At 73.7% G+C, this 23913-nt stretch carries 23 protein-coding genes and 3 tRNA genes; 13 read left to right on the top strand and 13 right to left on the bottom strand.

What is annotated here, in order from left to right; all coding sequences use genetic code 11:
• Positions 1–21: 21 nt before the first annotated feature.
• Positions 22–894, bottom strand: coding sequence for a DUF72 domain-containing protein (locus J3473_RS17025; protein WP_242525939.1), 873 nt, complete (start codon positions 892–894; stop codon positions 22–24).
• Positions 895–973: 79 nt separating this feature from the next.
• Between J3473_RS17025 and J3473_RS17020 the strand changes: the two genes are divergently transcribed.
• Positions 974–1822, top strand: a complete 849-nt coding sequence (locus J3473_RS17020) for an SDR family oxidoreductase (protein ID WP_207025056.1) — start codon at positions 974–976, stop codon at positions 1820–1822.
• Positions 1823–1889: 67 nt separating this feature from the next.
• On the opposite strand, the gene J3473_RS17015 is transcribed toward J3473_RS17020, so the two are convergent.
• The 7 genes from J3473_RS17015 to J3473_RS16985 form a co-directional block, all read right to left on the bottom strand.
• Positions 1890–1966 (bottom strand) — tRNA-Phe (locus J3473_RS17015).
• Positions 1967–2015: 49 nt separating this feature from the next.
• Positions 2016–2089: transfer RNA gene (locus J3473_RS17010), tRNA-Asp, on the bottom strand.
• Positions 2090–2107: 18 nt separating this feature from the next.
• A tRNA-Glu gene (locus J3473_RS17005) sits at positions 2108–2180 on the bottom strand.
• A 120-nt stretch (positions 2181–2300) separates the two neighbouring features.
• The gene (locus J3473_RS17000) at positions 2301–2717 is read right to left on the bottom strand and encodes a GntR family transcriptional regulator (protein WP_242525938.1); all 417 of its coding nucleotides are present in this window, start codon (positions 2715–2717) and stop codon (positions 2301–2303) included.
• Positions 2714–3769, bottom strand: coding sequence for a PHP domain-containing protein (locus J3473_RS16995; protein WP_207025055.1), 1056 nt, complete (start codon positions 3767–3769; stop codon positions 2714–2716). The genes J3473_RS17000 and J3473_RS16995 overlap by 4 nt, the downstream gene beginning before the upstream one ends.
• Positions 3770–3845: 76 nt before the next feature.
• Positions 3846–5057 carry a cysteine desulfurase-like protein gene (locus tag J3473_RS16990; protein ID WP_207025054.1) on the bottom strand — a complete coding sequence of 404 codons (1212 nt, stop codon included), beginning with the start codon at positions 5055–5057 and terminating at the stop codon, positions 3846–3848.
• A gap of 95 nt (positions 5058–5152) precedes the next feature.
• Positions 5153–6589, bottom strand: a complete 1437-nt coding sequence (locus J3473_RS16985; RefSeq protein ID WP_242525937.1) for a GuaB1 family IMP dehydrogenase-related protein — start codon at positions 6587–6589, stop codon at positions 5153–5155.
• Between the two features lie 214 nt (positions 6590–6803).
• Here J3473_RS16985 and J3473_RS16980 point away from each other — a divergent pair, with 214 nt between their 5' ends.
• Together J3473_RS16980 and J3473_RS16975 are read left to right on the top strand one after the other, a co-directional pair.
• On the top strand, positions 6804–8051 hold the full coding sequence (locus tag J3473_RS16980) for a DUF445 domain-containing protein (RefSeq protein ID WP_306790194.1): 1248 nt from the start codon (positions 6804–6806) through the stop codon (positions 8049–8051).
• A gap of 34 nt (positions 8052–8085) precedes the next feature.
• Positions 8086–8514 carry a DUF2177 family protein gene (locus tag J3473_RS16975; protein ID WP_030526898.1) on the top strand — a complete coding sequence of 143 codons (429 nt, stop codon included), beginning with the start codon at positions 8086–8088 and terminating at the stop codon, positions 8512–8514.
• Between the two features lie 24 nt (positions 8515–8538).
• On the opposite strand, the gene J3473_RS16970 is transcribed toward J3473_RS16975, so the two are convergent.
• The 3 genes from J3473_RS16970 to J3473_RS16960 all read right to left on the bottom strand — a co-directional run bounded on the left by J3473_RS16970 (position 8539) and on the right by J3473_RS16960 (position 11698).
• The gene (locus J3473_RS16970) at positions 8539–9333 is read right to left on the bottom strand and encodes a DUF1295 domain-containing protein (RefSeq protein ID WP_030526897.1); all 795 of its coding nucleotides are present in this window, start codon (positions 9331–9333) and stop codon (positions 8539–8541) included.
• Positions 9333–10631, bottom strand: coding sequence for a cyclopropane-fatty-acyl-phospholipid synthase family protein (locus J3473_RS16965; protein WP_030526896.1), 1299 nt, complete (start codon positions 10629–10631; stop codon positions 9333–9335). Before J3473_RS16965 ends, J3473_RS16970 begins: the two co-directional genes overlap by 1 nt.
• Before the next feature lie 71 nt (positions 10632–10702).
• Positions 10703–11698: a B12-binding domain-containing protein gene (locus J3473_RS16960; RefSeq protein WP_207025052.1), complete on the bottom strand. Its 996-nt coding sequence runs from the start codon at positions 11696–11698 to the stop codon at positions 10703–10705.
• A 101-nt stretch (positions 11699–11799) separates the two neighbouring features.
• Here J3473_RS16960 and J3473_RS16955 point away from each other — a divergent pair, with 101 nt between their 5' ends.
• The 10 genes from J3473_RS16955 to J3473_RS16910 all read left to right on the top strand — a co-directional run bounded on the left by J3473_RS16955 (position 11800) and on the right by J3473_RS16910 (position 22092).
• Entirely contained in the window at positions 11800–13080 is a 1281-nt protein-coding gene (locus J3473_RS16955) for an NAD(P)/FAD-dependent oxidoreductase (protein ID WP_207025051.1), read from the top strand.
• Positions 13081–13084: 4 nt separating this feature from the next.
• Entirely contained in the window at positions 13085–13840 is a 756-nt protein-coding gene (locus tag J3473_RS16950) for a DUF1365 domain-containing protein (protein WP_207025050.1), read from the top strand.
• Entirely contained in the window at positions 13837–15090 is a 1254-nt protein-coding gene (locus J3473_RS16945) for a cyclopropane-fatty-acyl-phospholipid synthase family protein (protein WP_207025049.1), read from the top strand. Before J3473_RS16950 ends, J3473_RS16945 begins: the two co-directional genes overlap by 4 nt.
• Entirely contained in the window at positions 15087–15518 is a 432-nt protein-coding gene (locus tag J3473_RS16940) for an SRPBCC family protein (RefSeq protein WP_030526891.1), read from the top strand. The genes J3473_RS16945 and J3473_RS16940 overlap by 4 nt, the downstream gene beginning before the upstream one ends.
• Entirely contained in the window at positions 15515–16540 is a 1026-nt protein-coding gene (locus tag J3473_RS16935) for an NAD(P)H-binding protein (RefSeq protein WP_030526890.1), read from the top strand. The genes J3473_RS16940 and J3473_RS16935 overlap by 4 nt, the downstream gene beginning before the upstream one ends.
• A gap of 5 nt (positions 16541–16545) precedes the next feature.
• Positions 16546–17280, top strand: a complete 735-nt coding sequence (locus J3473_RS16930; RefSeq protein WP_030526889.1) for a CPBP family intramembrane glutamic endopeptidase — start codon at positions 16546–16548, stop codon at positions 17278–17280.
• 13 nt (positions 17281–17293) lie between these two features.
• On the top strand, positions 17294–18658 hold the full coding sequence (locus J3473_RS16925; RefSeq protein ID WP_207025048.1) for a deoxyribodipyrimidine photo-lyase: 1365 nt from the start codon (positions 17294–17296) through the stop codon (positions 18656–18658).
• A gap of 257 nt (positions 18659–18915) precedes the next feature.
• Positions 18916–19992, top strand: coding sequence for a TerC family protein (locus J3473_RS16920; RefSeq protein ID WP_207025047.1), 1077 nt, complete (start codon positions 18916–18918; stop codon positions 19990–19992).
• A gap of 103 nt (positions 19993–20095) precedes the next feature.
• Positions 20096–20929 (top strand): D-hexose-6-phosphate mutarotase, encoded by an 834-nt coding sequence (locus tag J3473_RS16915; protein WP_207025046.1) that lies wholly within the window; start codon positions 20096–20098, stop codon positions 20927–20929.
• Entirely contained in the window at positions 20926–22092 is a 1167-nt protein-coding gene (locus tag J3473_RS16910; protein ID WP_207025045.1) for an AGE family epimerase/isomerase, read from the top strand. The genes J3473_RS16915 and J3473_RS16910 overlap by 4 nt, the downstream gene beginning before the upstream one ends.
• 220 nt (positions 22093–22312) lie before the next feature.
• On the opposite strand, the gene J3473_RS16905 is transcribed toward J3473_RS16910, so the two are convergent.
• Positions 22313–23155, bottom strand: a complete 843-nt coding sequence (locus tag J3473_RS16905; RefSeq protein WP_207025044.1) for a transglutaminase family protein — start codon at positions 23153–23155, stop codon at positions 22313–22315.
• Positions 23146–23724 carry a TMEM165/GDT1 family protein gene (locus J3473_RS16900; RefSeq protein WP_030526883.1) on the bottom strand — a complete coding sequence of 193 codons (579 nt, stop codon included), beginning with the start codon at positions 23722–23724 and terminating at the stop codon, positions 23146–23148. Before J3473_RS16900 ends, J3473_RS16905 begins: the two co-directional genes overlap by 10 nt.
• Between the last annotated feature and the right edge of the window lie 189 nt (positions 23725–23913).

Genomic DNA, 23913 nt, shown 5'->3' with positions numbered 1-23913 from the left:
CGGGGTGTGCAACCCGCAGGGTCAGGGTCGGTGCGTCACCGGGACGTGGTGGTCGCCGAGGCGGGCGATGAGCCGGACCGCGTCGTGCGGCGCGTGGCCTCGCGCGTCGTTGTCGAAGAAGACGACGACGTCGTGGCGCTGCGCCCAGCCGCGGCAGCGCTCGGCCCACCGGTCCAGGGCGGCGTCGGAGTAGCCGCTCGCGTAGAGCTCGGTGTCGCCGTGGAGGCGGACGTACACGAGGTCGCTCGTGACGGCGGCGGCCGTCGGCCACCGCCCGGCGGTGTCGGCGACCACCGTCGCGACGTCGTGGCGGCGCATGAGGTCGACCGCCTCGTCGGTGCAGAACGTCGCGCTGCGGAACTCGAGGGCGTGCCGGATGCGACGCGAGGCCAGCCCGCGCGGGGCCCGGGTCAGGGCGCGGGCCTCGGGGACCTTGGCGTCGTGCCGCCGGGCGAGCGCGGCCGCGTCACCGACGGTCCGGGGGAGGAGCGCGAAGAAGTCGGCGAGGAGCGCGGCGTCGTACTCCTGCCGCTCGGGCAGCTGCCAGAGCACCGGGCCGAGGGTGGGTCCGAGCGCCAGCACGCCCGAGGCGAAGAAGTTGGCGAGCGGCACCTCGACGTCGCGCAGGCGCTTGAGGTGGGTGACGAACCGGCCACCCTTGACGGCGAGCTCGACGCCGTCGGGGACCTGCTCGCGCCAGTGCGCGTAGGTCGTCGGCCGCTGCAGGGAGTAGAACGAGCCGTTGACCTCGAGGGCGCCCATCCGCTCGGCGGCGTACCGCAGCTCTTCGCGCCGGACCAGGCCGCGGGGGTAGAAGTCCCCCCGCCAGCGCGGGTAGGTCCAGCCCGACGTCCCGACGCGGATGCGTCCCCCGCGCGCCTGGTCCACCGTCACCCCGGGCACCTACCCGGAAGGTTCGACGGTCACACCGGCGACCTCCCGCGGAGGCTGCGGGCGGGTCTACGCTCCGGCCATGTCGCGTCGCGAGGTCGCCCTGGTCACCGGTACGTCGAGCGGGATGGGGCTGGCGACCGCCGTCGGCCTCGCGAGGGCCGGCCGCACCGTCGTCGCGACGATGCGCGACACCGGACGGGCGGACCGGCTGCGGGCGGCGGCCGAGGCGGCGGGCGTCGAGCTCGACGTCCGGGCGCTGGACGTCACCGACGCCGACGGTGCCCGGGCCGCGGTCGAGGGGGTGCTGGCCGACCACGGGGGTGTCGACGTCCTCGTCAACAACGCCGGCCGCGGGGCGGTCGCGACGCTCGAGCAGCTGACCGACGCCCAGCTCCAGGAGCAGCTCGACGTCAACTACCTCGGCGTGGCGCGGATGACCCGCCTCGTCCTCCCCGCGATGCGCGCCGCCGGCCGCGGGCGCGTCGTCACCGTCACGAGCGTCGGCGGCGCGGTCGGCCAGCCGTTCGCGGACGCCTACTGCGCGGCGAAGTTCGCCGTCGAGGGCCTCATGCAGTCCTTGGCTCCCGTCGTCACCCCGTTCGGGGTGACGGTGAGCATCGTCGAGCCGGGCGCGGTCGCGAGCGACTTCACCGGCAACGTCCACCGGGCCGACACGGGCGGGGGTGACGCGGACGCCGACGACCCGTACGCCGAGCTGCTCGCCGCCTACCTGCGCCGCACCGCCGGTGCCTTCGACGACGCACAGACCTCCGAGTCCGCGGCGGCGGTCATCGTCGAGGCGGCGACGACGGACGCACCCCGCTTCCGCTGGCAGACGACCGAGCAGGCCTCCGCGTTCGTCGGCCTCTCGCTGGCGGACCTCGACGGCAGCCGGGTGCTCGGCGCGACGTCGACCTGGCTGACCTGAGCCCGGGCACGACGACTCGCCGGGGACGACAGGAGCCGCAGCCCGGGGTGCGGACTGCGGCTCGTGGTGGTGGCCAGGGGCGGGGTCGAACCGCCGACCTTCCGATTTTCAGTCGGACGCTCGTACCAACTGAGCTACCTGGCCTGGACCTGCACGGAAGGGCCGGACGTATCCGGCCCCTCTCGTGAAGGAGCGACCCCGACGGGACTCGAACCCGCGACCTCCGCCGTGACAGGGCGGCGCGCTAACCAACTGCGCTACGGGGCCTTGGCTGGTGCAAGACCGTATCCCCAACGGGATTCGAACCCGTGCTACCGCCGTGAAAGGGCGGGGTCCTGGGCCGCTAGACGATGGGGACCCGACTCTCGTCGGACCCTCTCCGTCGCACAACCCGGGATCGGATCCGTCGAGGACTCCGAAAGCATAGGGGAGATTCTCGCGACCACCAAAACGGGGTCCGGCCGGGGCGGGAGGAGCGTCAGCGCAGGTGCCCGAGGGCGTCCCGGACGAGCGCGACGGCCGCCTCGTCGGTGAGTCCGGCGGCCCGTGCGGCGCGGGCGAAGTCGGCCGCGGCCAGCCGCATCGCGGGGTCCGGGACGGATGCCCCGCCGCGTGCGCCGCCCCCGCCGCGGGGCGCGACGACGGTCCCGAGGCGTCCCCGGGTGACGACGAGCCCGGCGGCCTCGAGCTCCTTGTAGGCCCGCGCGACGGTGTTGGCGGCGAGCCCGAGCTCCTCGGCCAGGCCGCGGACCGTCGGCAGCCGCGTGCCCTCGGACAGGCGCCCGTCGCCGACGGCCTCGGCCAGCTGGGTGCGCACCTGGTCGAACGGCGGTCGCGCGCCGTCGTGCTCGACCCGCAGCACGCCGTCGAGCGCGGTGGTGACGCGCCCGCTCACCGCCCGGTCCCCGTCCACCCCAGCACCCGCTCGACGTCCCACGTCGTGACGATGCGGTCGGCCGGCACGCCGAGGCGCTCGGCCCGCTCGCACCCGTACGCCTTCATGTCCAGCTGCCCCGGCGCGTGCGCGTCGGAGTCGATGCTGAACAGGCAGCCGATCTCGAGCGCGAGGGTCACGAGCTCGTCCGGCGGGTCGCAGCGCTCGGGGCGGCTGTTGATCTCGACGGCGGTGCCGTGCTCGGCGCAGGCCTCGAACACCGCCCGGGCGTCGAACTCGGACTGCGGGCGCGTGCCGCGCGATCCGGTGACCAGCCGCCCCGTGCAGTGCCCCAGCACGTTGACCCGCGGGTTCGACACCGCGGCGACCATCCGCCGCGTCATCGGGTCGGCGTTCATCCGCAGCTTGCTGTGGACCGAGGCGGTGACGAGGTCGAGGCGGCCCAGCATCTCGTCGGTCTGGTCGAGCGAGCCGTCGTCGAGGATGTCGACCTCGATGCCCTTGAGCAGTGTGAACTGGCCTGCGAGCGAACGGTTCACGCCGTCGACGATCTTCAGCTGCTGCCGCAGCCGTTCCACCGTCAGGCCGTTGGCCACGCGCAGCTGCGGGCTGTGGTCGGTGAGCACCATCCACTCGTGCCCGGTCTCGACGCCGGTCAGCACCATCTCGTCGATGGGGGAGCCGCCGTCGCTCCAGTCCGAGTGCAGGTGGCAGTCGCCGCGGAGCATCCCGTAGAGGTCCTCGCCGCCGTCGACGAGCGGGCCGCCGGACTTCTCCTGGAGCGACGCCAGGTACTCCGGCACCTCGCCGGCCACGGCCTCGGCGATGACGCCCGCCGTCGACTTCCCGATGCCGTCGAGCTCCTGCAGCGTTCCGGCTGAGGCGCGCTCGCGCAGCTCGTCGTCGTCGAGCGCACTCACGCGCTTCACCGCGTTGCGGAACGCCTCGACCCGGTAGGTGCCGGCGCGGGTGCGCTCGAGCAGGAAGGCGATACGGCGCAGCGCATCGACGGGGTCGACGGGAGCCTCCAGCGGCTCGAGCAGGGCGACCATGCCGTCGATGCTGTCACAGCCGCGGCACGGCCGGACGGGACGCGACGGCCCCGTCCGGCCGGGCAGGGGGCCGACGTCAGCAGACGTCGTCGAGCGCGCTGAGCAGCCGGTCGACGTCCTGGCGGTTCGTGTACGGCGCGAGGCCGACCCGCACGCCACCCGCGTCGCCGAGGCCGAGGTGGCGGCTGCACTCCAGCGCGTAGAAGCTGCCCGCGGGGGCGTTGACGCCGTGGCTGGCCAGCGTGCGGCGCACGTCCTGCGGGTCGCGGCCGGTCACCGTGAAGAGGAGGGTCGGCGTCCGGCGGGCGGCGTTGGACCACACCTGCACCCCGCGGCGGCCGCGCAGGGCCGGCTCGAGGCGGGCGAGCAGCCCCTCCTCGTGCTTCTCGAGGGCGGCCATCGACGAGCGCAGGCGCGCCCGCCGGTCCTCGGGCGTCACGGGCGTGTCGAGGTCGTCGAGGCCGGCGAGGAAGTCGACCGCGGCCGTGGCGCCGGCCAGCAGCTCGTAGGGGAGCGTCCCCAGCTCGAAGCGCTCGGGCACGTCGTTGCTCGAGGGCAGCAGCTTGTCGGGGTGCAGCGACTCCAGCAGCTCCGGGTCGGCCGCGAGGACGCCGCAGTGCGGCCCGAGGAACTTGTACGGCGAGCAGGTCCACACGTCGGCCCCGAGCGCGGCGACGTCGACCGGGACGTGGGCGGTCGCGTGCACGCCGTCTACCCAGTGCAGGGCGCCGACCGCGTGCGCGGCGGCCGAGATCGCGGCGGTGTCGGGACGGGTGCCGATGAGGTTGCCCGCCGCCGTCGTCGCGACGAGCCGCGTGCGCTCGCTGAGCACGGCCTCGACGGCGGAGGTCGGCATCTCGCCCGACTCCGGGTCGAAGTCGACCCAGCGCACGGTCGCACCGACCGCCTCGGCCACCTGGACCCACGGGCGGATGTTCGAGTCGTGGTCGAGCCGCGTGACGACGACCTCGTCGCCGGGACCCCAGCCCTTGGCCATGGCCCGGGCCAGGTCGTAGGTGAGCGTGGTGGCGCTGCGGCCGTGGACGATGCCGCGCGGGTCGGCGCCGAGGAGGTCGGCCATCGCCTGCCGGTAGGCGACGACGACGGCGTCGGCGCGGCGCTCGGAGGAGGTGACGACGCCGCGGTTGGAGATGGCCGAGGTCAGGGTGTCGGCGACGGCGCGGCCGACGACGTCCGGCACCTGGCTGCCGCCGGGGCCGTCGAAGTGGGCCGCCCCCTCGACGAGGGACGGGAAGTGGGAACGGATCCGCTCGACGTCGTAGGCCATGCACTCATTTTCGCCCATCGGCGACGCCGCACGGTGCGCGCCCTCCCGGCCGATGACCGGCTGTCCGAGGGGTGGGCGCGCACCGCGGCGGTGGGTCACCAGGAGGTGTGCAGCGGCCGTCCCTCGGCGAAGCCGGCGGTGCTCTGGATGCCGACCGTCGCCCGCGCGTGGAACTCCTCGAGCGAGCGCGCGCCGGCGTAGGTGCATGCGCTGCGCAGGCCGGCGACGATCTGGTCGATGACGTCCTCGACGCTCGGGCGCGCGGGGTCGACGTACATCCGGGCGCTGCTGATGCCCTCCTCGAAGAGGGCCTTGCGGGCGCGGTCGTACGCGCTCTCGGTGGCCGTGCGGTTGCGCACGGCCCGGGCCGAGGCCATCCCGAAGGACTCCTTGTACTGGCGGCCCTGCTCGTCGGTGTAGAGGTCACCGGGGGACTCCAGCGTCCCGGCGAACCACGAGCCGACCATGACGTTCGACGCGCCGGCGGCCAGGGCGAGCGCGACGTCGCGGGGGTGGCGGACGCCGCCGTCGGCCCAGACGTGCTTGCCGAGCTCGCGGGCCGCCGTGGCGCACTCGAGCACCGCGGAGAACTGGGGGCGGCCGACCGCGGTCATCATCCGGGTCGTGCACATCGCGCCCGGGCCGACGCCGACCTTGACGATGTCGGCGCCCGCCTCGATGAGGTCGCGCGTGCCCTGCGCGGAGACGACGTTGCCGGCCACGACCGGCACCCCGAGGTCGAGGGCGCGCACCTGGCGCAGCGCCTCGATCATCTTCTCCTGGTGGCCGTGCGCGGTGTCGATGACGAGGACGTCGGCGCCGGCCTCCGCGAGGGCCTGGGCCCGCTCCGCGACCTCGCCGTTGATGCCGACGGCCGCCGCGATGCGCAGGCGGTTCGAGGCGTCGACCGCGGGGGAGTACAGGTGCGCGCGCAGGGCGCCGGCGCGGGTCAGCAGGCCGACGAGCGTGCCGTCGGGGGCGATGACCGGGGCGAGACGTCGGCGGGCGTGCGAGAGGACGTCGAAGGCCTTCTCGACGTCGACGCCGTTGTCGAGGGTCACCATCTCGCGGACCATGACGTCGGCGAGCTGGGTGAACCGGTCGACCCCCGTGAGGTCGGTCTCGCTGACGATGCCGACCGGGCGGTCGCCCTCGACGACGACGGCCGCGCCGTGCGCGCGCTTGTGGAGGAGGACGAGCGCCTCGCCGGCGGTCGTCGTCGGCGCGAGGCTGATCGGGGTGTCGTAGACGAGGTGGCGCGACTTCTGCCACGCGATGACCTCGCGGACGACCTCGACGGGGATGTCCTGCGGGATGACGGTCAGCGCGCCGCGGCGGGCGGTCGTCTCGGCCATCCGGCGGCCGGCGATCGCCGTCATGTTGGCGACGACGAGCGGGATCGTCGTGCCCGTGCCGTCGGTGCTGGCGAGGTCGACGTCGAGCCGGCTCGTGACCGACGAGCGGTTCGGCACCATGAAGACGTCGTCGTAGGTGAGGTCGAGCTGGGGCATGAGGCCGTTGAGGAACTGCACGGGTCCAGCGTAGGCGCGCCCGCCCGCCCGCCACCTCGCCATCCCGCCCCCCCCCCCCCGGAGTCGAGTGCGCTCGCGGCTGCCCCAGCGACCGCCGGCGCCCTCGACCCAGCGAGGCGCGGGGGACCCCTGGCGTCGAGGGCGGAGGTGGTCGTCCTGACCACCACTTCCGCACTCGACACCGACGTCGGGCAGGATCGGCCGGGTGAGCCTCATGGCGGAGTCCCCGGCCGACGCGCGGCGCCGCACGGCGCTGCGCCGGATGCGCCTGGTCGCGCTGTCGTTGCTGCTGCTCGCGGCGGTCGTCTTCCTCGCGACGCTGCGCCTGGACCACGGCGGCGTGTGGGGGTACGTCAACACCGCGGCCGAGGCGGCGATGGTCGGCGCGCTCGCCGACTGGTTCGCCGTCACCGCCCTCTTCCGGCACCCGTTGGGCCTGCCGGTGCCGCACACGGCGATCATCCCGCGGCGCAAGAACGAGATCGGGCGCAACCTCCAGGAGTTCGTCACCGAGAACTTCCTCACCGTCGAGATCGCCCGCGAGCGGCTCGCGGCGGCCGACGTGACCGGCCGGGTCGGCCGCTGGCTCGGGGTCGCGCGCAACCGCCGACGCGTCCTCACGGAGGTCGTCCGGGTCGCGCGCGCCGGCCTCGGTCGGCTCACCGACGACGAGGTGCGCTCGCTCGTCGCCGACGTCCTCGTGCCCCGCCTCGTCCGCGAGCCGGTCAGCCCCATCGCCGGCGCGCTCCTCGAGGGGGTGGTCGAGGAGAGCACCCACCACGGGCTCGTCGACCTCGGCCTCGAGCAGCTGCACGACTGGCTGCGCGAGAACCCCGGCACCTACGCCGACGTCCTCGGCAGCAAGGCGCCGTGGTGGACCCCGCCGTGGCTCGACGACCGCGTCATCACCTGGACCTACGACCAGGTCCTCGCCTGGCTGCGCGAGATCCGCCGCGACCCGCGCCACCCGGCGCGCCTCGCCCTCGACGACCTCCTGCGCCGACTCGCCCACGACCTCCAGCACGACGCCGACGTGATGGCGCGCGCCGAGTCGCTCAAGGAGCGCCTGCTCACCCACCCGCAGGCGGCTGAGACCGCGGTCGGGCTGTGGCGTTCGTTCCGCACCTCGCTCGAGACGGCGATGGACGACGAGCACTCGTACTTCCACACCCGCGGCGACGAGCTGCTCGAGCACCTCGGCGCCCGGTTCGAGCACGACCCGGAGTGGAAGGCCGTCGCCGAGGCGCGCCTCGGCGAGGCGGTCTCGTTCGTCGTCTCGACCTACGGTGAGGAGCTCGCCGAGGTCATCTCCGTCACCGTCGAGCGCTGGGACGCCCGCGAGGCCTCCGAGCGCATCGAGCTGCACGTCGGTCGCGACCTCCAGTTCATCCGGATCAACGGCACGGTGGTCGGCGCCCTCGCGGGCCTCGTCATCCACGCGGTCGCGCAGCTGCTCGGATGACCCCGGCGGGCGCCCGGCTGGGATGCTGGGGCGCATGACCGCCGAGGCCGCCACCCCGCCGACCCGCCTGCTGCTCACCGCTGCTGCTCTGAGCGCGCTCGTCTTCGCCGTGCTCGACGCCGTCTGGCTGACGACCGGCTCCGGCACGCTCTACGACGACCGGATCGGCCACCTGCTCGCGGAGAAGCCGAACATGGCCGCTGCGGTGGCGTTCTACGTCGTCTACCTGCTCGGGTTCGTCCACTTCGTCGTCCGGCCGGCGCTCGCGGCGGGCTCGGTGCGGCGGGGCGTGCGCGACGCGGCGGCGTTCGGCGTCGTCACCTACGCGACCTTCGACCTCACCTCGATGGCGGTCCTGCGCGACTTCCCGCTCGTCGTCGTCCTCGTCGACATCGCGTGGGGGACGGTGCTGTGCACCGTGACCGCCGCCGTCGCGCTGGGCGTCACCCTGCGCCGCCGCTGACGGGCGGCAGCAGGGCGACGGCGCTCACTTCTTCTTCGGGGGGAGCGGGAAGAACATGCTCGTGCGCTCCTGGTACTCCGGGTAGCCGGGACGCTTGGCCATCTCGGACTCCAGCAACCGGGCCCCGGTCGCGAACGCGAGGAAGTAGGTCATGACGACCGGCGAGAGCACGGTGAGCACCCCGGGCCACGCCTCGGCCGCGACGACCCACATGCCCCACCAGACGGCGGAGTCGCCGAAGTAGTTCGGGTGGCGGGTCCAGCCCCAGAGGCCGCGGTCCATGACCTTGCCCTTGTTGGCGGGGTCGGCCTTGAACGCCTTGAGCTGGGCGTCGCCGACCGACTCGAAGGTCACGCCGACGAGCCAGACGAGGACGCCGAGCGCCGCGACCCAGCCGAGGGCCGAGTCGGTGGCGGCCGCGACCTGCAGCGGCAGCGACACGAACCACGCCGCCGCGCCCTGGGTGCCGAACACCTTGACCAGGGCGGTGCGGAACCGCTTCTCCTCGGGGACGCCCGACAGCATCTTCGCGTAGCGCGGGTCCTCGCCCTGCCCGAGCGCACGCCCGCGGATGTGCCACGCCAGCCGGCCACCCCAGAGGGTGACGAGCACGGCGAGCAGCAGCGAGCGGCCCGAGTGCTGGCCGGCCAGGTACGCGACCCAGCCGATCGCGACGAAGACCAGGCCCCACGTGATGTCGACGACCGCGTACTTGCCGACCCGCTTCGACCACAGCGCCGTGGCGCCCATGGCCACGAGCGACGTGAGGGCGGACGCGACGAGGACGACGCCGAGCGTCCCTCCGGAGAAGCCGTCCATCAGCGCGCGGGGTCCGAGACGACGGCCGGGCCGCCGGTGCGGCGGAGGAGCAGCTGGTCGACGCCCATCCGGTTGTCGCGGAAGGCCTGCGCGCCACCGACGAGGTAGAGGCGCCAGACCCGCGCGCCCTCCTCGCCGAGGAGCTCGACCGCGCGGTCCCAGTTCTCCTCGAGGGTGCGGTGCCAGGCCTCGACCGTCCACACGTAGTGCTCGCGCAGGGCGTGCACGCCGCGGACCTCGAAGCCGGCGCCCTGGAGGAAGGTCAGGGTGTCGCCGACCGGCCGCATCGTCATGTCGGGGGCGATGAACTGCTCGATGAACGGGCCGCCGCCGGGGTGGTGGCCGCGGAAGCGCGACATCTGCTGGACGAGGACGTACCCGCCGGGCTTGACGTTGCGGTGCAGCACCTCGGCGTAGGTGTCGTAGTTCTTCTCGCCGACGTGCTCGCCCATCTCGAGCGACGCGACGGCGTCGTACGGGCCGTCGTGCACCTCGCGGTAGTCCTGCAGGCGGATCTGCACCCGGTCCTGGAGCCCGCGCTCGCGGATCCGCTCGTCGATGAACGCCTTCTGCTCGGCGGCGATCGTCACGCCGGTGACGTGCGCCCCGAAGTGCTCGGCCGCGTACAGCGACAGCGAGCCCCAGCCGCAGCCGACGTCGAGGAAGCGCATGCCCTCCTGGAGGCCGACCTTGCGGCAGACCAGGTCGAGCTTGGCGGCCTGGGCGTCCTCGAGGCGCATCTGCGGACCGTCGGCGTAGAACGCGCACGAGTACGCCATGTGCGGGTCGAGGAGGAACTCGTAGAACTCGTTCGAGAGGTCGTAGTGGTGGCTGATCGAGGCGCGGTCGCGGGCCAGCGAGTGCAGCCGCCCCTTGATGACGGCCTGCGTGGCCGGCGGGGCCGGCGGGCGGGCGAGGGCCCCGGCGTCACGGGCGAGCCGGACGAGGTCGGGGAGCATCCGCGCGACGCGGGCCGGGGTGAGCGGCGGGAGGCTGCGCGCGGCCACCGTCTCGCGGACGAGGTCGAGGGCGTCACCGATCTCGCCGTGCACCTCGATCTCGCCGGTGACGTAGGCCTGCGCGGCGCCGAGCTCGCCCGGGTGCCAGAGGAGGCGGGTCAGGGCCTGCGGCGAGCGCAGCTCGACGAGCATGGCGCCCTCGGGGCCGGCCTCGGAGCCGTCCCAGGCCCGCAGCCGCACGGGCAGGGGGCCGGCGAGGAGGGGGCGCAGGGCGGCCTCGATGCGGGGGGCGAGCCCCTGCGTCGAGGTGCTCGTCGTGCTCCGGTCGGTCAGCGTCACGGGGGCTCCTGGGGTGTGGGGGGTAGGGGAAGGCCGGGCGCTGGCTGCAGCGCCCGGCCCGTCGGGTGTGGTCACGACCGGGGTTCGGAGTCCGTCCGGGTCGCGGATGCCCCGTCGCCCGCGTCCTGCTCCTGGGCCTGCGCCCGGCGGCGCTCCCGCGCGGCGTTGGTCAGCTCGGTGACGTCACCGACGAGGTCGGGGCCGAGGTGGTAGGCCTTGATCTCGTCGAGGACGCGCGGCGTCGTGCCGCGGCCGGCCAGCCAGACCGAGTGGCGCTCGGCGAGCCGGCGCAGGGCCGGTGCGTGCGCCCGGAAGCCCGAGGGGCGGCGGCTGGCGAGGACGACGGCGTCCGGCTGGGTGAGGTCGGCGGCCGACGCGAGCGACGCGATCGGGGTGTCCGGACCGAGGTAGCGGATGCGCCATCCGGCCCGGCCGAGCAGCACGCCGAAACTGAGGAGGATGATGTCGTGGAACTCGCCCGGCGGGCACGCGAGCACGGCCACCGGGCCGGTGCCGATGCCCCAGGTGAGCGACAGGGCGCCGAGGCGCCGCCGCACGAGGCTGGAGGCGAAGTGCTCCTGGGCGATGCCGATGCGCCCGAGCTCCCACATCTCGCCCACCCGGACGAAGAACGGGACGAGCACGTCAACGATGGCGCTCTCCACGGAGCGGTCGAGGAACGCGGTGTCGAGGACGGCGTGCGCGCGGTCCTCGTCGAGCGCGGTGACCGCGTCGAGCAGCTGGGTGACGAGCAGCGGAGGGTCGGTGCGCATCGGGTCGACGGTGTGACCGTTGGTCGTCGGCTCGCCCTCGACGTCGTCGGTGGTGATGCCGGTCGCGGCGTTGCCGGCGCGCTCGGCGGCCAGCACCTGCCGGCACGCCTCCATGGCGCTGACGCCCTGCTCGCGCAGGGCCAGGACGTCGCGGACGCGGCGCTCGTCGTCGGCCCCGTAGAGCCGGTAGCCGCCGCTGCTGCGGACCGGGGTCAGCAGCCCGTAGCGGGACTCCCACGCACGCAGCACGTGGGTGCTGACCCCCACCTTGGTGGCCAGCTCTCCAATCCGCATCGATGGCGGAACCGAACGCCTCACGTCCTCCACGGTAGGCGCTCGGCAGAGATTTGACAAACCTTTGACGACATTCGATGAAAGGTTCTACGGTCGTGGCCATGCCCACCCACCCCGCGGCGAGCCCCGACGCTCGCCGGCGCATCGCCGTCGTCGGCGCCGGAGTCTCCGGTCTGACTGCGGCACACGTCCTCTCGTCCACCCACGACGTCACGCTCTACGAGGGTGAGGGCCGCCTCGGCGGCCACGCCCACACCCACACCGTCCCGACGGCGAGCGGCGACGTCCGGGTCGACAGCGGCTTCATCGTCCACAACGACCGCACCTACCCGCACCTGCGCCGCCTCTTCCGCGAGCTCGGCGTCGAGGCGCGCGACACCGAGATGTCGATGAGCATCCGGGACGCCTCGACCGGCCTCGAGTACGCGGGCGGCCGCGGGGTCAAGGGCTTCGTCGCCCGGCCCCGCCAGCTGCTCGACCGCGAGTACGTCGGGATGCTCCGCTCCGTCAAGCGCTTCCACGGCCTCGCCGCTCGCTTCCTCGACGAGACCGACGACGAGGACACGACGACCTACGGCGAGTTCATCCGCGAGCACGGCTTCCCCGAGTCCTTCACCCGGCTGTACGCCGTGCCGGTCGTCGCCTGCGTCTGGTCGAGCGGCGGCGGCGACGCCCTGGACTACCCGGCGCGGTACCTCTTCCGCTTCCTCCAGCACCACGGGATGCTCTCGGTCGGCGACTCCCCGCAGTGGATGACCGTCGTCGGCGGCTCCCGCACCTACGTCGACCTGCTGGCCGCCCGCCTGCCCGCGGTCCACGTCGGGGACCCCGTCACCTCCGTCGCCCGCACCCCCGAGGGTGTCGAGATCCGTACGGCGGGAGGGCGGCTCGACCGCCACGACCAGGTCGTCGTCGCGACTCACGCCGACGACGCCCTGCGGCTGCTCGCCGACGCGACGCCCGCCGAGAAGGAGGTCCTCGGGGCGTTCCGCTACTCCCGCAACGAGACCGTCCTGCACCGCGACGGCTCGCTGATGCCGCGCGCCCGGCTCGCGCGCTCGTCGTGGAACTACCTCGTCGGGGACCCGGCGCAGGGCGCCGTCGTCACGTACTGGATGAACAAGCTCATGGGCATCCCCGACAGCGAGCCCTTCTACGTCACGCTGAACGCCACCGAGCGCATCGACCCCGGTAGCGTCGTCGCCACCATGGAGTACACCCACCCCCTCTACGACGTGGCGGCCGTCCGGGCCCAGCGACGCCTGCCCGAGATCACCACGGACCGCACGGCGTTCGCCGGCGCCTACCAGGGCTGGGGCTTCCACGAGGACGGCTGCCGCTCGGGGGTGGAGGCGGCGCGCGCCTTCGGTGTCGAGTGGTGACCCGATGACCACCACCGCCGACCTGCCCGCCCTCCCCTCGATCGTCGTCGGGCAGGTGCACCACACGCGGCACCGCCCGGTGCGTCACTCGTTCACGCACAAGCACACGCAGTGGCTCGTCGACCTCGACGACATGCCGCGGGTCCCGTTGCCGCTCAGGCCTTTCGCCACGTTCCGCGCAGAGGACCACCTCGCCGGCAACCCGGGCATCCCGGCCCTCAAGGCCAACGTCCTGCGCGTCCTCGAGCGCGACGGCGTGCCGACGTCGGCCCACGACCGGGTCGTCATGCTGTCGCACGCCCGGGTGCTCGGGCACGTGTTCGACCCGATGTCCGCCTTCTGGGTGTTCGCCTCCGACGGTGCGCTGCGCGCGGTGCTCGTCGAGGTGCACAACACCTACGGCGGCCGGCACGCCTACGTCCTGCGCCCCGACGAGGGCGGCCGCGCCTCGATGGACAAGGACTTCTACGTCTCGCCGTTCAACGACGTCGAGGGCGAGTACGCCATCCGCCTCACCCTCACCCCCAGGACCGTCGGCGTGGCCATCCGGCTGCGCACCCGCGACGAACCCCTCGTCACCGCGACCGTCACCGGACGCCCCCGCGCGGCCACCACCGCGCAGGTCGCCCGCACGGCGCTGCGGTACCCGCTCATGCCCCAGCGGGTCACGGCGCTCATCCGCGTCCACGGCATCTGGCTGTGGCTGCGGAGGCTGCCCGTCCGACCCCGCCCCGAGAACTCACTGGAGACCGTCCGATGACCGCAGAGACCCCCCGCCTCGAGCTCGCCACCCCGGCGCTGCGCTTCCCCCACGTCCTGACGCGGGGCGCGGTCGCCAAGGCCATCACCGAGGTCGCCGTCAAGCCGATGCCGGTCCGGATGCGCTACCCCGACGGCACCGTCGTCGGCGCCGGCGGACCGGACTCGCCGGTGCTCGAGGTCGTCCGGCCGCGGGCGATGTTCCGCCGGCTGGAGGCGCACCCGAAGATCGGCCTCGGCGAGGCGTACATGGCCGGCGACTGGCGCGTCGCCGACGGCACCGACCTCGCGCGGGCGCTCGCCCCGTTCGCGGCCCGGATGGGTGAGCTCGTGCCCAAGCCGCTGCTGTCGCTGCGCGGACTCGTCGACCGGGCCATCCCGCGGGCGCAGCGCAACACGCTCGAGGGCTCGCGCAGCAACATCAGCGCGCACTACGACCTCTCGAACGACCTCTTCGCGGCCTTCCTCGACCCGTCGATGTCCTACAGCTCGGCGCTGTTCGACCCGACCCGTCCGGTCGCCGAGCAGGATCTCCACGAGGCGCAGGTGCGCAAGGTCGAGGCGATCCTCGACGCCGCCGACGTCCGCGAGGGCTCCCGTGTCCTCGAGATCGGCACCGGCTGGGGCGAGCTGTCCATCCGGGCGGCCGCCCGCGGCGCCACCGTCACCTCGGTCACGCTCTCGGCGGAACAGCGCGACCTCGCGCTGCAGCGCATCGCCGCCGCGGGGTACACCGACCGCGTCCGGGTGCTGCTCCAGGACTACCGCGAGACGACCGGCGAGTACGACGCGGTCGTCAGCGTCGAGATGATCGAGGCCGTCGGGGAGGAGTACTGGGAGACCTACTTCCGACAGATCGACGCGCTGCTCGCGCCGGGCGGCGTCGTCGCCGTGCAGGCCATCCTCATGGAGCACCACCGGCTGCTGGCGACCAAGGGCTCCTTCGGCTGGATCCAGAAGTACATCTTCCCGGGCGGCCTCATCCCCTCGCTCCAGGCGATCCGCGACGTGACGCGTGAGTCGACCACCCTGCGGGTAGAGAGGGTCCACGGCTTCGGCGCCGACTATGCCGAGACGCTGCGTCGCTGGCGCGAGAGCTTCAACGCGCAGTGGCCGGACATCCAGCGGTACGGGTTCGACGAGACGTTCCGCCGGATGTGGGAGTTCTACCTCGCGTACTGCGAGGCGGGCTTCGCCACCGGCTACCTCGACGTGGCCCAGATCCGTTTCTCACGAAGGGACACCGCATGAGCACCACGGTGGAGCGCACCATCACGACGACCGCACCCCCGTCCGACGTCCTGCCCTACCTGGCCGACTTCCGCAACGCGACCGAGTGGGACGCGGGCACCGTCTCGTGCGAGCGGGTCAGCGGCGACGGCGGCGTCGGCACGACGTACAAGAACGTCTCGAAGTTCGCCGGCAACACCGTCGAGCTCGAGTACACGACCGAGGAGCTCGGCGAGGACCACGTCGTCATCGTCGGGCGCAACGACGCCGCGACGAGCCACGACACCATCACCGTGCGGCCGCACGGCACCGGCTCCGAGGTCACGTACAAGGCGGAGTTCGACTTCAGCGGGATCGTCGCCCTCGTCGGCCCGCTCATGACGCCGCTGCTCGAGCGGCTGGGTGACAAGACGGCCGCCCAGCTCAAGGACGTGCTGGACCGCCGGTGAGCGACTCCCGCGGCGCCGGCCGCCGAGCCCTCGTCACGGGCGTCACCGGCTACATCGGCTCCCGGCTCGTGCCGGCCCTCCTCGACGAGGGCTGGACGGTCCGGGTGCTGACGCGCGACGCCACCAAGCTCGACCGGCGCCTGTGGCGCGAGCGTGCCGAGGTCGTCGAGGGGGATGCGACCTCCCGCGCCACCCTCGCCGAGGCGCTCGCCGACGTCGACGTCGCCTACTACCTCCTGCACTCGATGGACGGCGCGGGCAACTTCGTCGAGCGCGACCGCGAGATGGCCCGCGCCTTCGGCCTCGCCGCCTACGAGGCCGAGGTCGGCCGCCTGGTCTACCTCTCCGGGCTGCATCCCGACGACGGCCCGCTCAGCGACCACCTCGCCTCCCGCGTCGAGGTCGGCGACCTCCTCATGGCCAGCGGCGTGCCGACCGCGGTGCTGCAGGCGGCGATCATCCTCGGGTCCGGCTCGGCGTCCTTCGAGATGCTGCGCCACCTCACCTCGCGGCTGCCGGTCATGGTCGCCCCCAAGTGGCTCGACAACCGGATCCAGCCGATCGCCGTGCGCGACGTCCTCCACTACCTCGTCGGCGCGGCCGACCTGCCGCCGGACGTCAACCGCACGTTCGACATCGGCGGCCCGGAGGTGCTGACCTACCGCGAGATGATCACCCGCTTCGCGAGGCTGGGGGGCATGCTGCCGCGCACCGTCCTCACCGTGCCGGTGCTGACGCCCCGCCTGGCCAGCCAGTGGGTCGGGTTCGTCACCCCGGTGCCCACGGGGGTCGCCAAGCCGCTCGTCGAGAGCCTGCTCCACGAGGTCGTCTGCGAGGAGCACGACGTCGACGACCTCGTCGGCCCGCCCCCGCAGGGCGCGCTCGGCTTCGACCGCGCCGTCACCGACGCCATCGCCGGCGACGACGCGGACCCGCGTCCCGAGCCCGGCACCGTCGACCCCGCCCGGGTCACCGCGGCCGACCCCTCGTGGGCCGGGGGTGGCAGCGGGTCGTCGGGCTGAGTCCGATGGCCACGTCCGTCCGGCCGGTCGCCGAGCTGCGCGCGTTCGTCCGCGCCGCGCTCGTCGACCCCGTCCCGCGCGACCACACCGAGACCGACCGGGCCTTCCGTCGGCGCCGGGTCGTCGCGGTCGTCACCCTGCTCGTCGGCGCCGGCATCCTCGCGTACGCGCTGCGGATCGAGCCCGGCGACCCGACCTTCTACCTCGCGACCCTCGCGCTGGCGCTCGTCTGGGCGGTCGGGGCGTTCGTCTCGGGGCCGCTGCACCTCGGCCGCGCCCACTCGCGTGCGGGGCGCACCGACAGCCGGCCGGTCGTGCAGTCGCTGGCGCTCGGCGCGCTGCTGCTCGGGGTCTTCCTGCTCGGTTCGGTCGTCGTCGCGCAGATCCCCTTCCTGCGCGACCCCGTGCAGCAGCTGCTCGACCACGCCCGGTACGGCTCGCTCTGGGTCGTCGCGGTGATCACGGTCGTCAACGGGGTCGCCGAGGAGCTGTACTTCCGCGGTGCCCTCTACGCGGGCGTCGGCCGCAAGCACGCCGTCGCGGTGACGACCGTCGTCTACGCCCTCGTGACCGCCACCTCGGCCATCCCGCTGCTCGTCTTCGCCGCGGCGGTCGTCGGCGTCGTCGTCGGGCTGCAGCGACGGGTGACCGGCGGCATCCTCGGCCCGATCGTCACCCACCTCACCTGGTCCCTCGGGATGCTCTTCCTCCTGCCCCCCGTCCTCGACCGCCTCTCCTGAGGAGCGACCCGCGATGACCTCCGTCCTCTGGCTCCGCCGCGACCTGCGCCGCCGGGACCACCCGGCGCTCCTCGCGGCCCGTGACGCGGCGGGGGACGGCGACCTCGTCGTCGCCTTCGTCGTGGACCCGCGGTTCTGGGACCGCGGGGGGCCGGTGCGCCGCGCCTGGCTCGCGGCGACGCTGCGCGACCTCGACGAGACGCTCGACGGCTCGCTCACCCTCCTCCACGGCGACCCGCGGCAGGTCGTGCCCGCCCTCGCGGAGCGCGTGCGAGCCTCCAGCGTCCACGTCTCGCGCGAGACCACCCCCGGCGGGCTGCGGCGCGACGAGGCCGTCCGTGACGCGCTCGCCGAGGGCGTCGAGTGGGTCGAGACCGGCACCCCGTACGCCGTCGGGCCGGGCCTGGTGACCAACGGCTCCGGCGACCCCTACAAGGTCTTCACCCCGTTCTCCAAGGCCTGGCGCTCGCACGGATGGCCCGAGCCGGCGCCCACCCCACGGACCCTGCCGCTGCGGCACGCCCGCAACGACGCCGACGCGACCGCGGCGCTCGACGCCGCTCTCTCCGCCGCCGACCTGCCCGACCTGCCGCCGGTCGGCGAGGAGGCCGCGCTGCGCCGCTTCCGGGCCTTCCGCGACGACGCCCTCACCGACTACGACGACGACCGCGACCGCCCGGCCCTCGACGCCACGTCGCGGATGTCGCCCTACCTCAAGCTCGGGGTCGTGCACCCGCGCACCCTGCTCGCCGAGCTGGCCGACCGGAGCGGCACCGGGGTCGAGACCTACCGCGACGAGCTCGCCTGGCGCGAGTTCTACGCCGACGTGCTCTTCCACAACCCGCGCAGCGCCTGGTCCGACCTGCGACCGGCCCTGAAGGGCATGCGCTACGACGAGCCCGAGGACGCCGTCGAGGCGTGGCGCCGTGGCGAGACCGGCTACCCCGTCGTCGACGCCGGGATGCGGCAGCTGCTCGCCGAGGGCTGGATGCACAACCGCGTCCGGATGATCACCGCGAGCTTCCTCACCAAGGACCTCCACGTGTGGTGGCCGGTCGGGGCGCGGCACTTCCTCGACCACCTCTGCGACGGCGACCTCGCCTCCAACAACCACGGCTGGCAGTGGGTGGCCGGCACCGGCACCGACGCCTCGCCGTACTTCCGGGTCTTCAACCCGGTCACGCAGGGCGAGAAGTTCGACCCGACCGGCGACTACGTCCGGCGCTGGGTGCCGGAGCTGCGGCACCTGTCGGGCAAGGCCGCGCACCAGCCGTGGAACCACGACGACGGCTACGCCCACGGCTACCCGGAGCGCATCGTCGACCACGCCGAGGAGCGCCAGGAGGCCCTCGACCGGTACGCCGCCGTCCGCGGCTGAGGTCGGCCACCGACCGGGTCCCGACCGTCGGTCCCGGGTCCTGCCCCGGGCCGGCGAGGGCGTCGAAGGTTGGGCGGTTTTCCGCACACGGACTTGGGGAAAAGATCGGCCCGCCGGTAGCCTTGGTCACGACGAGGGGAGTACTTCCCAAGTCCGTCACCGGTCAGTACGAGCATCCCATGGTGCTCCCGGGGCGGCGCCACACCCCGGTGTGGTGAAGGAGACCTCGGGACAACGATCGTGCCCCGAGGAGCGTCATGCCATCCCTCCACACCCTCGTCGCGGCGGCCGAGCCCGCCGCCGCCACCGAGCAGTCCGTCGGCACCCCCCTGCTGTGGGGCGTCACCATCGCGGCCGTCCTCGGCCTCTTCGCCCTCGACTTCGTGCTGACGCGCAAGCCGCACGAGGTGTCGATGAAGGAGGCCGTCGGCTGGTCGAGCTTCTACATCGCCCTGCCCCTCGCCTTCGGTGTCTTCATCTGGTCGCAGTACGGCGGTGACCGCGGCCTCGAGTACTACACCGGCTACCTCGTCGAGAAGTCGCTCTCGGTCGACAACCTCTTCGTCTTCATGCTGCTGCTCGCGGCCTTCGCGGTGCCGGACGAGCTCAAGCAGCGCGTGCTGCTCATCGGCGTCGCCGGCGCCCTCATCCTGCGCGGCATCTTCATCGCCGTCGGGGCGCAGCTGATCTCGATGTTCGCGTGGACCTTCCTCCTGTTCGGCGTCATCCTCCTGATCACCGCCGTCAAGGTGCTCAAGGACGCGATGTCCGACGAGGAGGAGGCCGTCGACATCGGCTCGCTGCGCACCGTCAAGCTGCTCCGCCGGTTCTTCCCGGTCGTCGAGGACTACCGCGGCCCGCACCTGACGGTCAAGGAGAAGGGCAAGCGCGCCCTCACCCCGCTCGGCCTCGTCGCCGTCGCGATCCTCGGCACCGACATCGTCTTCGCCGTCGACTCGGTCCCGGCCGTCTTCGGCATCACCGGCGACGCCTACCTCGTCTTCGCGACCAACGCGTTCGCCCTGCTCGGCCTGCGCGCCCTCTACTTCGTCCTCGAGGGCCTGCTCGGCGCGCTGCGCCACCTCGGCTTCGGCCTCGCGGCGATCCTCGCCTTCATCGGCGTCAAGCTCGTCCTGCACTGGGCGCACGGCGTCTGGCCGGGCACCCCGGAGGTCCCGACCCTCGCCTCGCTCGGCGTCATCGTCGGCATCCTCGCGCTCGTCACGACGACGAGCATCATCGCCAACAAGCGCGACGAGGCGAACGGCGTCGACCGGGGCGACGACGACCCGGACGCCACGCGGCGCCCGGAGCTCGAGCCCGAACGCTCCTGACCCCCACGCACGACACCGGACGGCCCGGCGGGACCCCTCCCGCCGGGCCGTCCCGTGTGGACGCGACGTGCACGAGCGCGGCACGCCTCACTACGGTGGGCCGGTGACCGACGACGCCCCCACCTCGCACCCGGTCTCGGGGGCGGACTGCACCGGCGAGGTGCTCGACGAGGGGGCGCTCGTCCTGCGCTGGCACCCCGTCGGCTCCGAGCCGGTCCTCTTCTCCCACCCGACGCTGCCGGTGCGCTCCGGCACGCCGCCGCACGCCGGGATCCCGGTGTGCTGGCCCTGGTTCGGCGCGGGGCGCTACGGCGACAAGGCGCCCTCGCACGGATGGGTGCGCTCGACGCGCTGGCACCTCCTCGAGGAGGTCGCCGACGCCCGTGGCGGCACGGTGCGGATGGGCCTGTCGTCGCGGGACTCCGGCAGCCTCCAGTGGCCGCACCCCTACCGGCTCGAGCTCGTCGCCCGGATGGGTCGCGAGCTCGAGGTCTCGCTCTCGACGACCAACCCCGGGCGCGAGCCCGTCGTCGTCGAGGAGGCCCTGCACGCCTACCTCGCCGTGGGTGACGTGCGGCAGGTGAGCATCGGCGGCCTCGACGGTGCACGCTTCCACGACAAGGTGACCGGGCGCGACGAGACCCAGCGGGGCGACCTCGTCCTCGACGGCGAGACCGACCGCGTCTACCGCTCGGACGCGGCCGTCACCGTCACCGACCCCGTGCTCGGCCGCCGGCTGCGCGTCGAGACCGAGGGCGCCGCCGACCGCGTCGTCTGGAACCCCGGCCCGGACAAGGGCCCCGGGATCCCCGACATCGGCGACGAGTGGCCGCGCTTCGTCTGCGTCGAGGCCGCCAACGCGCTCGCCGACGTGGTGACCGTCGGCCCCGGAGAGACCCACACCCTGACCTACCGCCTGTCCGTGGAGGACCTGTGACCAGCTGGCTCGACGACCCGACCCACCGCGAGTGGCTCGGCCGGGGACTGTCCGACGTCCTCGGCTTCGCCCTGCGCTCGATCCGGCCCGAGGGCGGCTTCCACCACCTCGACGCCGACGGCACCCCCCTGCCGGACCACCCGCCGATGCTGTTCCTCACGGCGCGGATGGCGTACTCCGCGTCCGCCGGTGTGCGGCACTGCGTCCCGGGCTCGGGGGAGCTGCTCGACCACGCGATGGCCTCGCTCACCGGGCTGCACGCCGACGCCCGGCACGGCGGCTGGCTGACCCAGCCGGGGACCGAGACGCGCAAGGCGACGTACGACCACGTGCACGTCGGGCTCGCCGCCTCCGCGGCCCTCGGGGTCGGGCACCCGGGAGCGCGGGCGCTGCTCGACCAGGTGGTCGAGGTCGTCGACACCCACCTGTGGGACGAGGGTTCGCGGTCGCTGCGGGAGTCCTTCGCCGCCGACTGGAGCGACTCCGAGGACTACCGCGGCGCCAACGCCAACATGCACGGGCTCGAGGCCTTCCTCGCGATGGGCCACGCCACCGGTGACGCCGTCTGGCACGAGCGCGGTCTCGACATCGCCGACCGGCTGATCAACCGGGCCGCCCGCGAGAACGGCTGGCTGCTGCCGGAGCACTTCTCGGCCGACTGGCAGGTGCTGCCCGAGTACAACCGGGACGAGCCGAACCACCCCTTCCGCCCGTACGGCGCGACCTTCGGCCACTCGCTCGAGTGGGCGCGCTTCCTCCTCCAGCTGGACGCCTCGCCGCTCGTCGGGTCGCCGGACTGGCTCGTCGAGTCGGCGGACGCCCTGGCGCGACGGGCGCTCGACGGCGGCTGGGCCCTCGACGGTCGCCCGGGCCTGGTCTACACGGTCGACTGGGAGGGCGCTCCCGTCGCGGACGTGCGCCTGCACTGGCCGGTGTGCGAGGGCATCCAGCTCTCGGCGTCGATGGTCCGGCTGACCGGCGACCCGCACTGGGAGGGCTGGTACCGCCGGCTCTGGGACCACGCGGCGCGCTTCTGGGTCGACGAGCGCGGCACCTGGCGCAACGAGCTGGACCACGAGATGCGCGAGGCCGGCACCATCTGGCCCGGGCGCCCCGACGTCTACCACTGCGGCGGCGCCCTCTCCGGCCCCCTCGAAGCCTGACCGCCCCTCACCCCCCACGCGTCCCTCGCGTCACCACATTTCGGGGTCACCCCGAAATGTCCGCGAGACCCCGGCTCGGAGCCGGGGTCTCGCGGACGAACCGTGGTCTCGACGCCGCCGGGTCCGGAGTGTCGCTGATGGCGCGTCCGGTGGCGTGAGAACCGGGGTGATGACCCCAGGTCCTGCGCCACGGATGGGACCACGCGCCGGCGGACCGGGCTCAGCCGAGCACGACCACCGCGTCCGGGTCCTCGACCGGCAGGTCCGGGTCCGCGGTCGCGGTGACGTCCATCGCGAACGGACCGGTCTCGGCACCGAGCGTCGTCATGAGGGCGACGTCCGCCGCGTCCCGCCCGGTGCCGGTGCGCACCATCGACGCACGGGGCGCGAGCCGGGTCGCGTCGAGCAGGCGCCACTCGTCGCCGACCGCCGCCTCGACGACGGCGTGCGCGTCCATCGGGTCGAGGCCGGGGGCGTAGACCGAGACGTAGCGGGCCGGGACCTCGAGGGCCCGCAGCAGCGTGACCGTCAGGTGCGCGTAGTCGCGGCAGACGCCCTGCCCGGTGTGCAGCGGGACGAGGGCGTCGTCGCCGGCGTCGGTGGAGCCGGGGGTGTAGGCGGTGCGGTCGTGGACCCACGCGGCGACGCGGCGGGCGAGGTCCCACGGGTCGTCGACACCGGCGAACTCGGATGTCGCCCAGCCCTGCACGCGGTCGCTCGGGCAGTAGCGGCTCGGCAGGACGTAGGTGAACCGGTCGGCGTCGGTGACCGGCGCCGGGTCGAGCAGGTCGCGACGGACGGTCGCGCGGTAGCGCACCGACAGCTCGCCCCGCGGGGCGTCGACCACGTGCAGGCGGGTGTGGTGGTGCAGCCCGACCTCGCGGGCGTCGAGCGGGTGCCCGTCGGGGCCGGTGACCGCCAGCGACTCGTCGCGGTCGAGGTGCCCGGCGACGGTGAGGCAGAACGCGACCTCGCCGGCCGTGACGACCTCGGTGCGCAGGTCGAGCGCCACCGAGGTCGTCGGGCCGGCAGGCGTACCGCCCGCGGCGGGGCTCAGAGCCATCCGGCGCCCTGGGCGATGAGGAGCAGGCCGAAGACGAGGAACGCGGCGGCCGCGCCGTACTTGATGACCTTCTCCGGCAGCTTGCGGCCGAGGACCGCGCCGACGCCGATGGCCAGCGCGTCGGCGGCGACCATCCCGACGGTGCTGCCGATCCAGGTACCGAACCAGCCCTCCTGCGTCGCGAGCGTGATGGTGGCGAGCATCGTCTTGTCGCCGAGCTCGGCGAGGAAGAACGCGACACCGACGGCGAGGAGCGCCGCCCCGGTGCTGCGGCGGGCCTTGTCGGCCTCGTCCTCGGTCAGCTCGTCGCCGCGCAGGGTCCACGCGGCGAAGACGAGGAAGGCGACGCCGGCGACGATCGAGATCGTCCCCTGGTACTGCTCGAAGGCGGTCCCGACGGCGGCGCCGATGCCGACGGAGACGAGGTGGACGATGGCGGTGGCGGCGGTGATGCCGATGAGGACGTCGCGGACGCGGTAGCGCGTCGCGAAGGTCATCGCCATGAGCTGGCTCTTGTCGCCGAGCTCGGCGACGAAGATGACGGCAGTGCTGAGCAGGAACGCGTACATGTGGTGGGGGCTCTTCCTCGTGCCGGACGAGGAGTGCCGCGGGACGGACCTCTCGGCCGGCACGCGTGACTGGACGGGCGTGCTTCTGGCCGAAAGTCTCGTCCGCCACCCGAGGTGGCCCGCCGTACCGGACCCGGGGGTCAGTGTGTCGACACGGCGATTGGGGACTACTCCCTTTCGCCACCAACC

The sequence above is a fragment of the Phycicoccus sp. DTK01 genome (assembly GCF_017312765.1).
Lineage (GTDB): Bacteria > Actinomycetota > Actinomycetes > Actinomycetales > Dermatophilaceae > Phycicoccus > Phycicoccus jejuensis.
The sequence above is the reverse complement of the archived record's forward strand: the minus strand, read 5'-3'. Positions and strand labels throughout refer to the sequence as shown.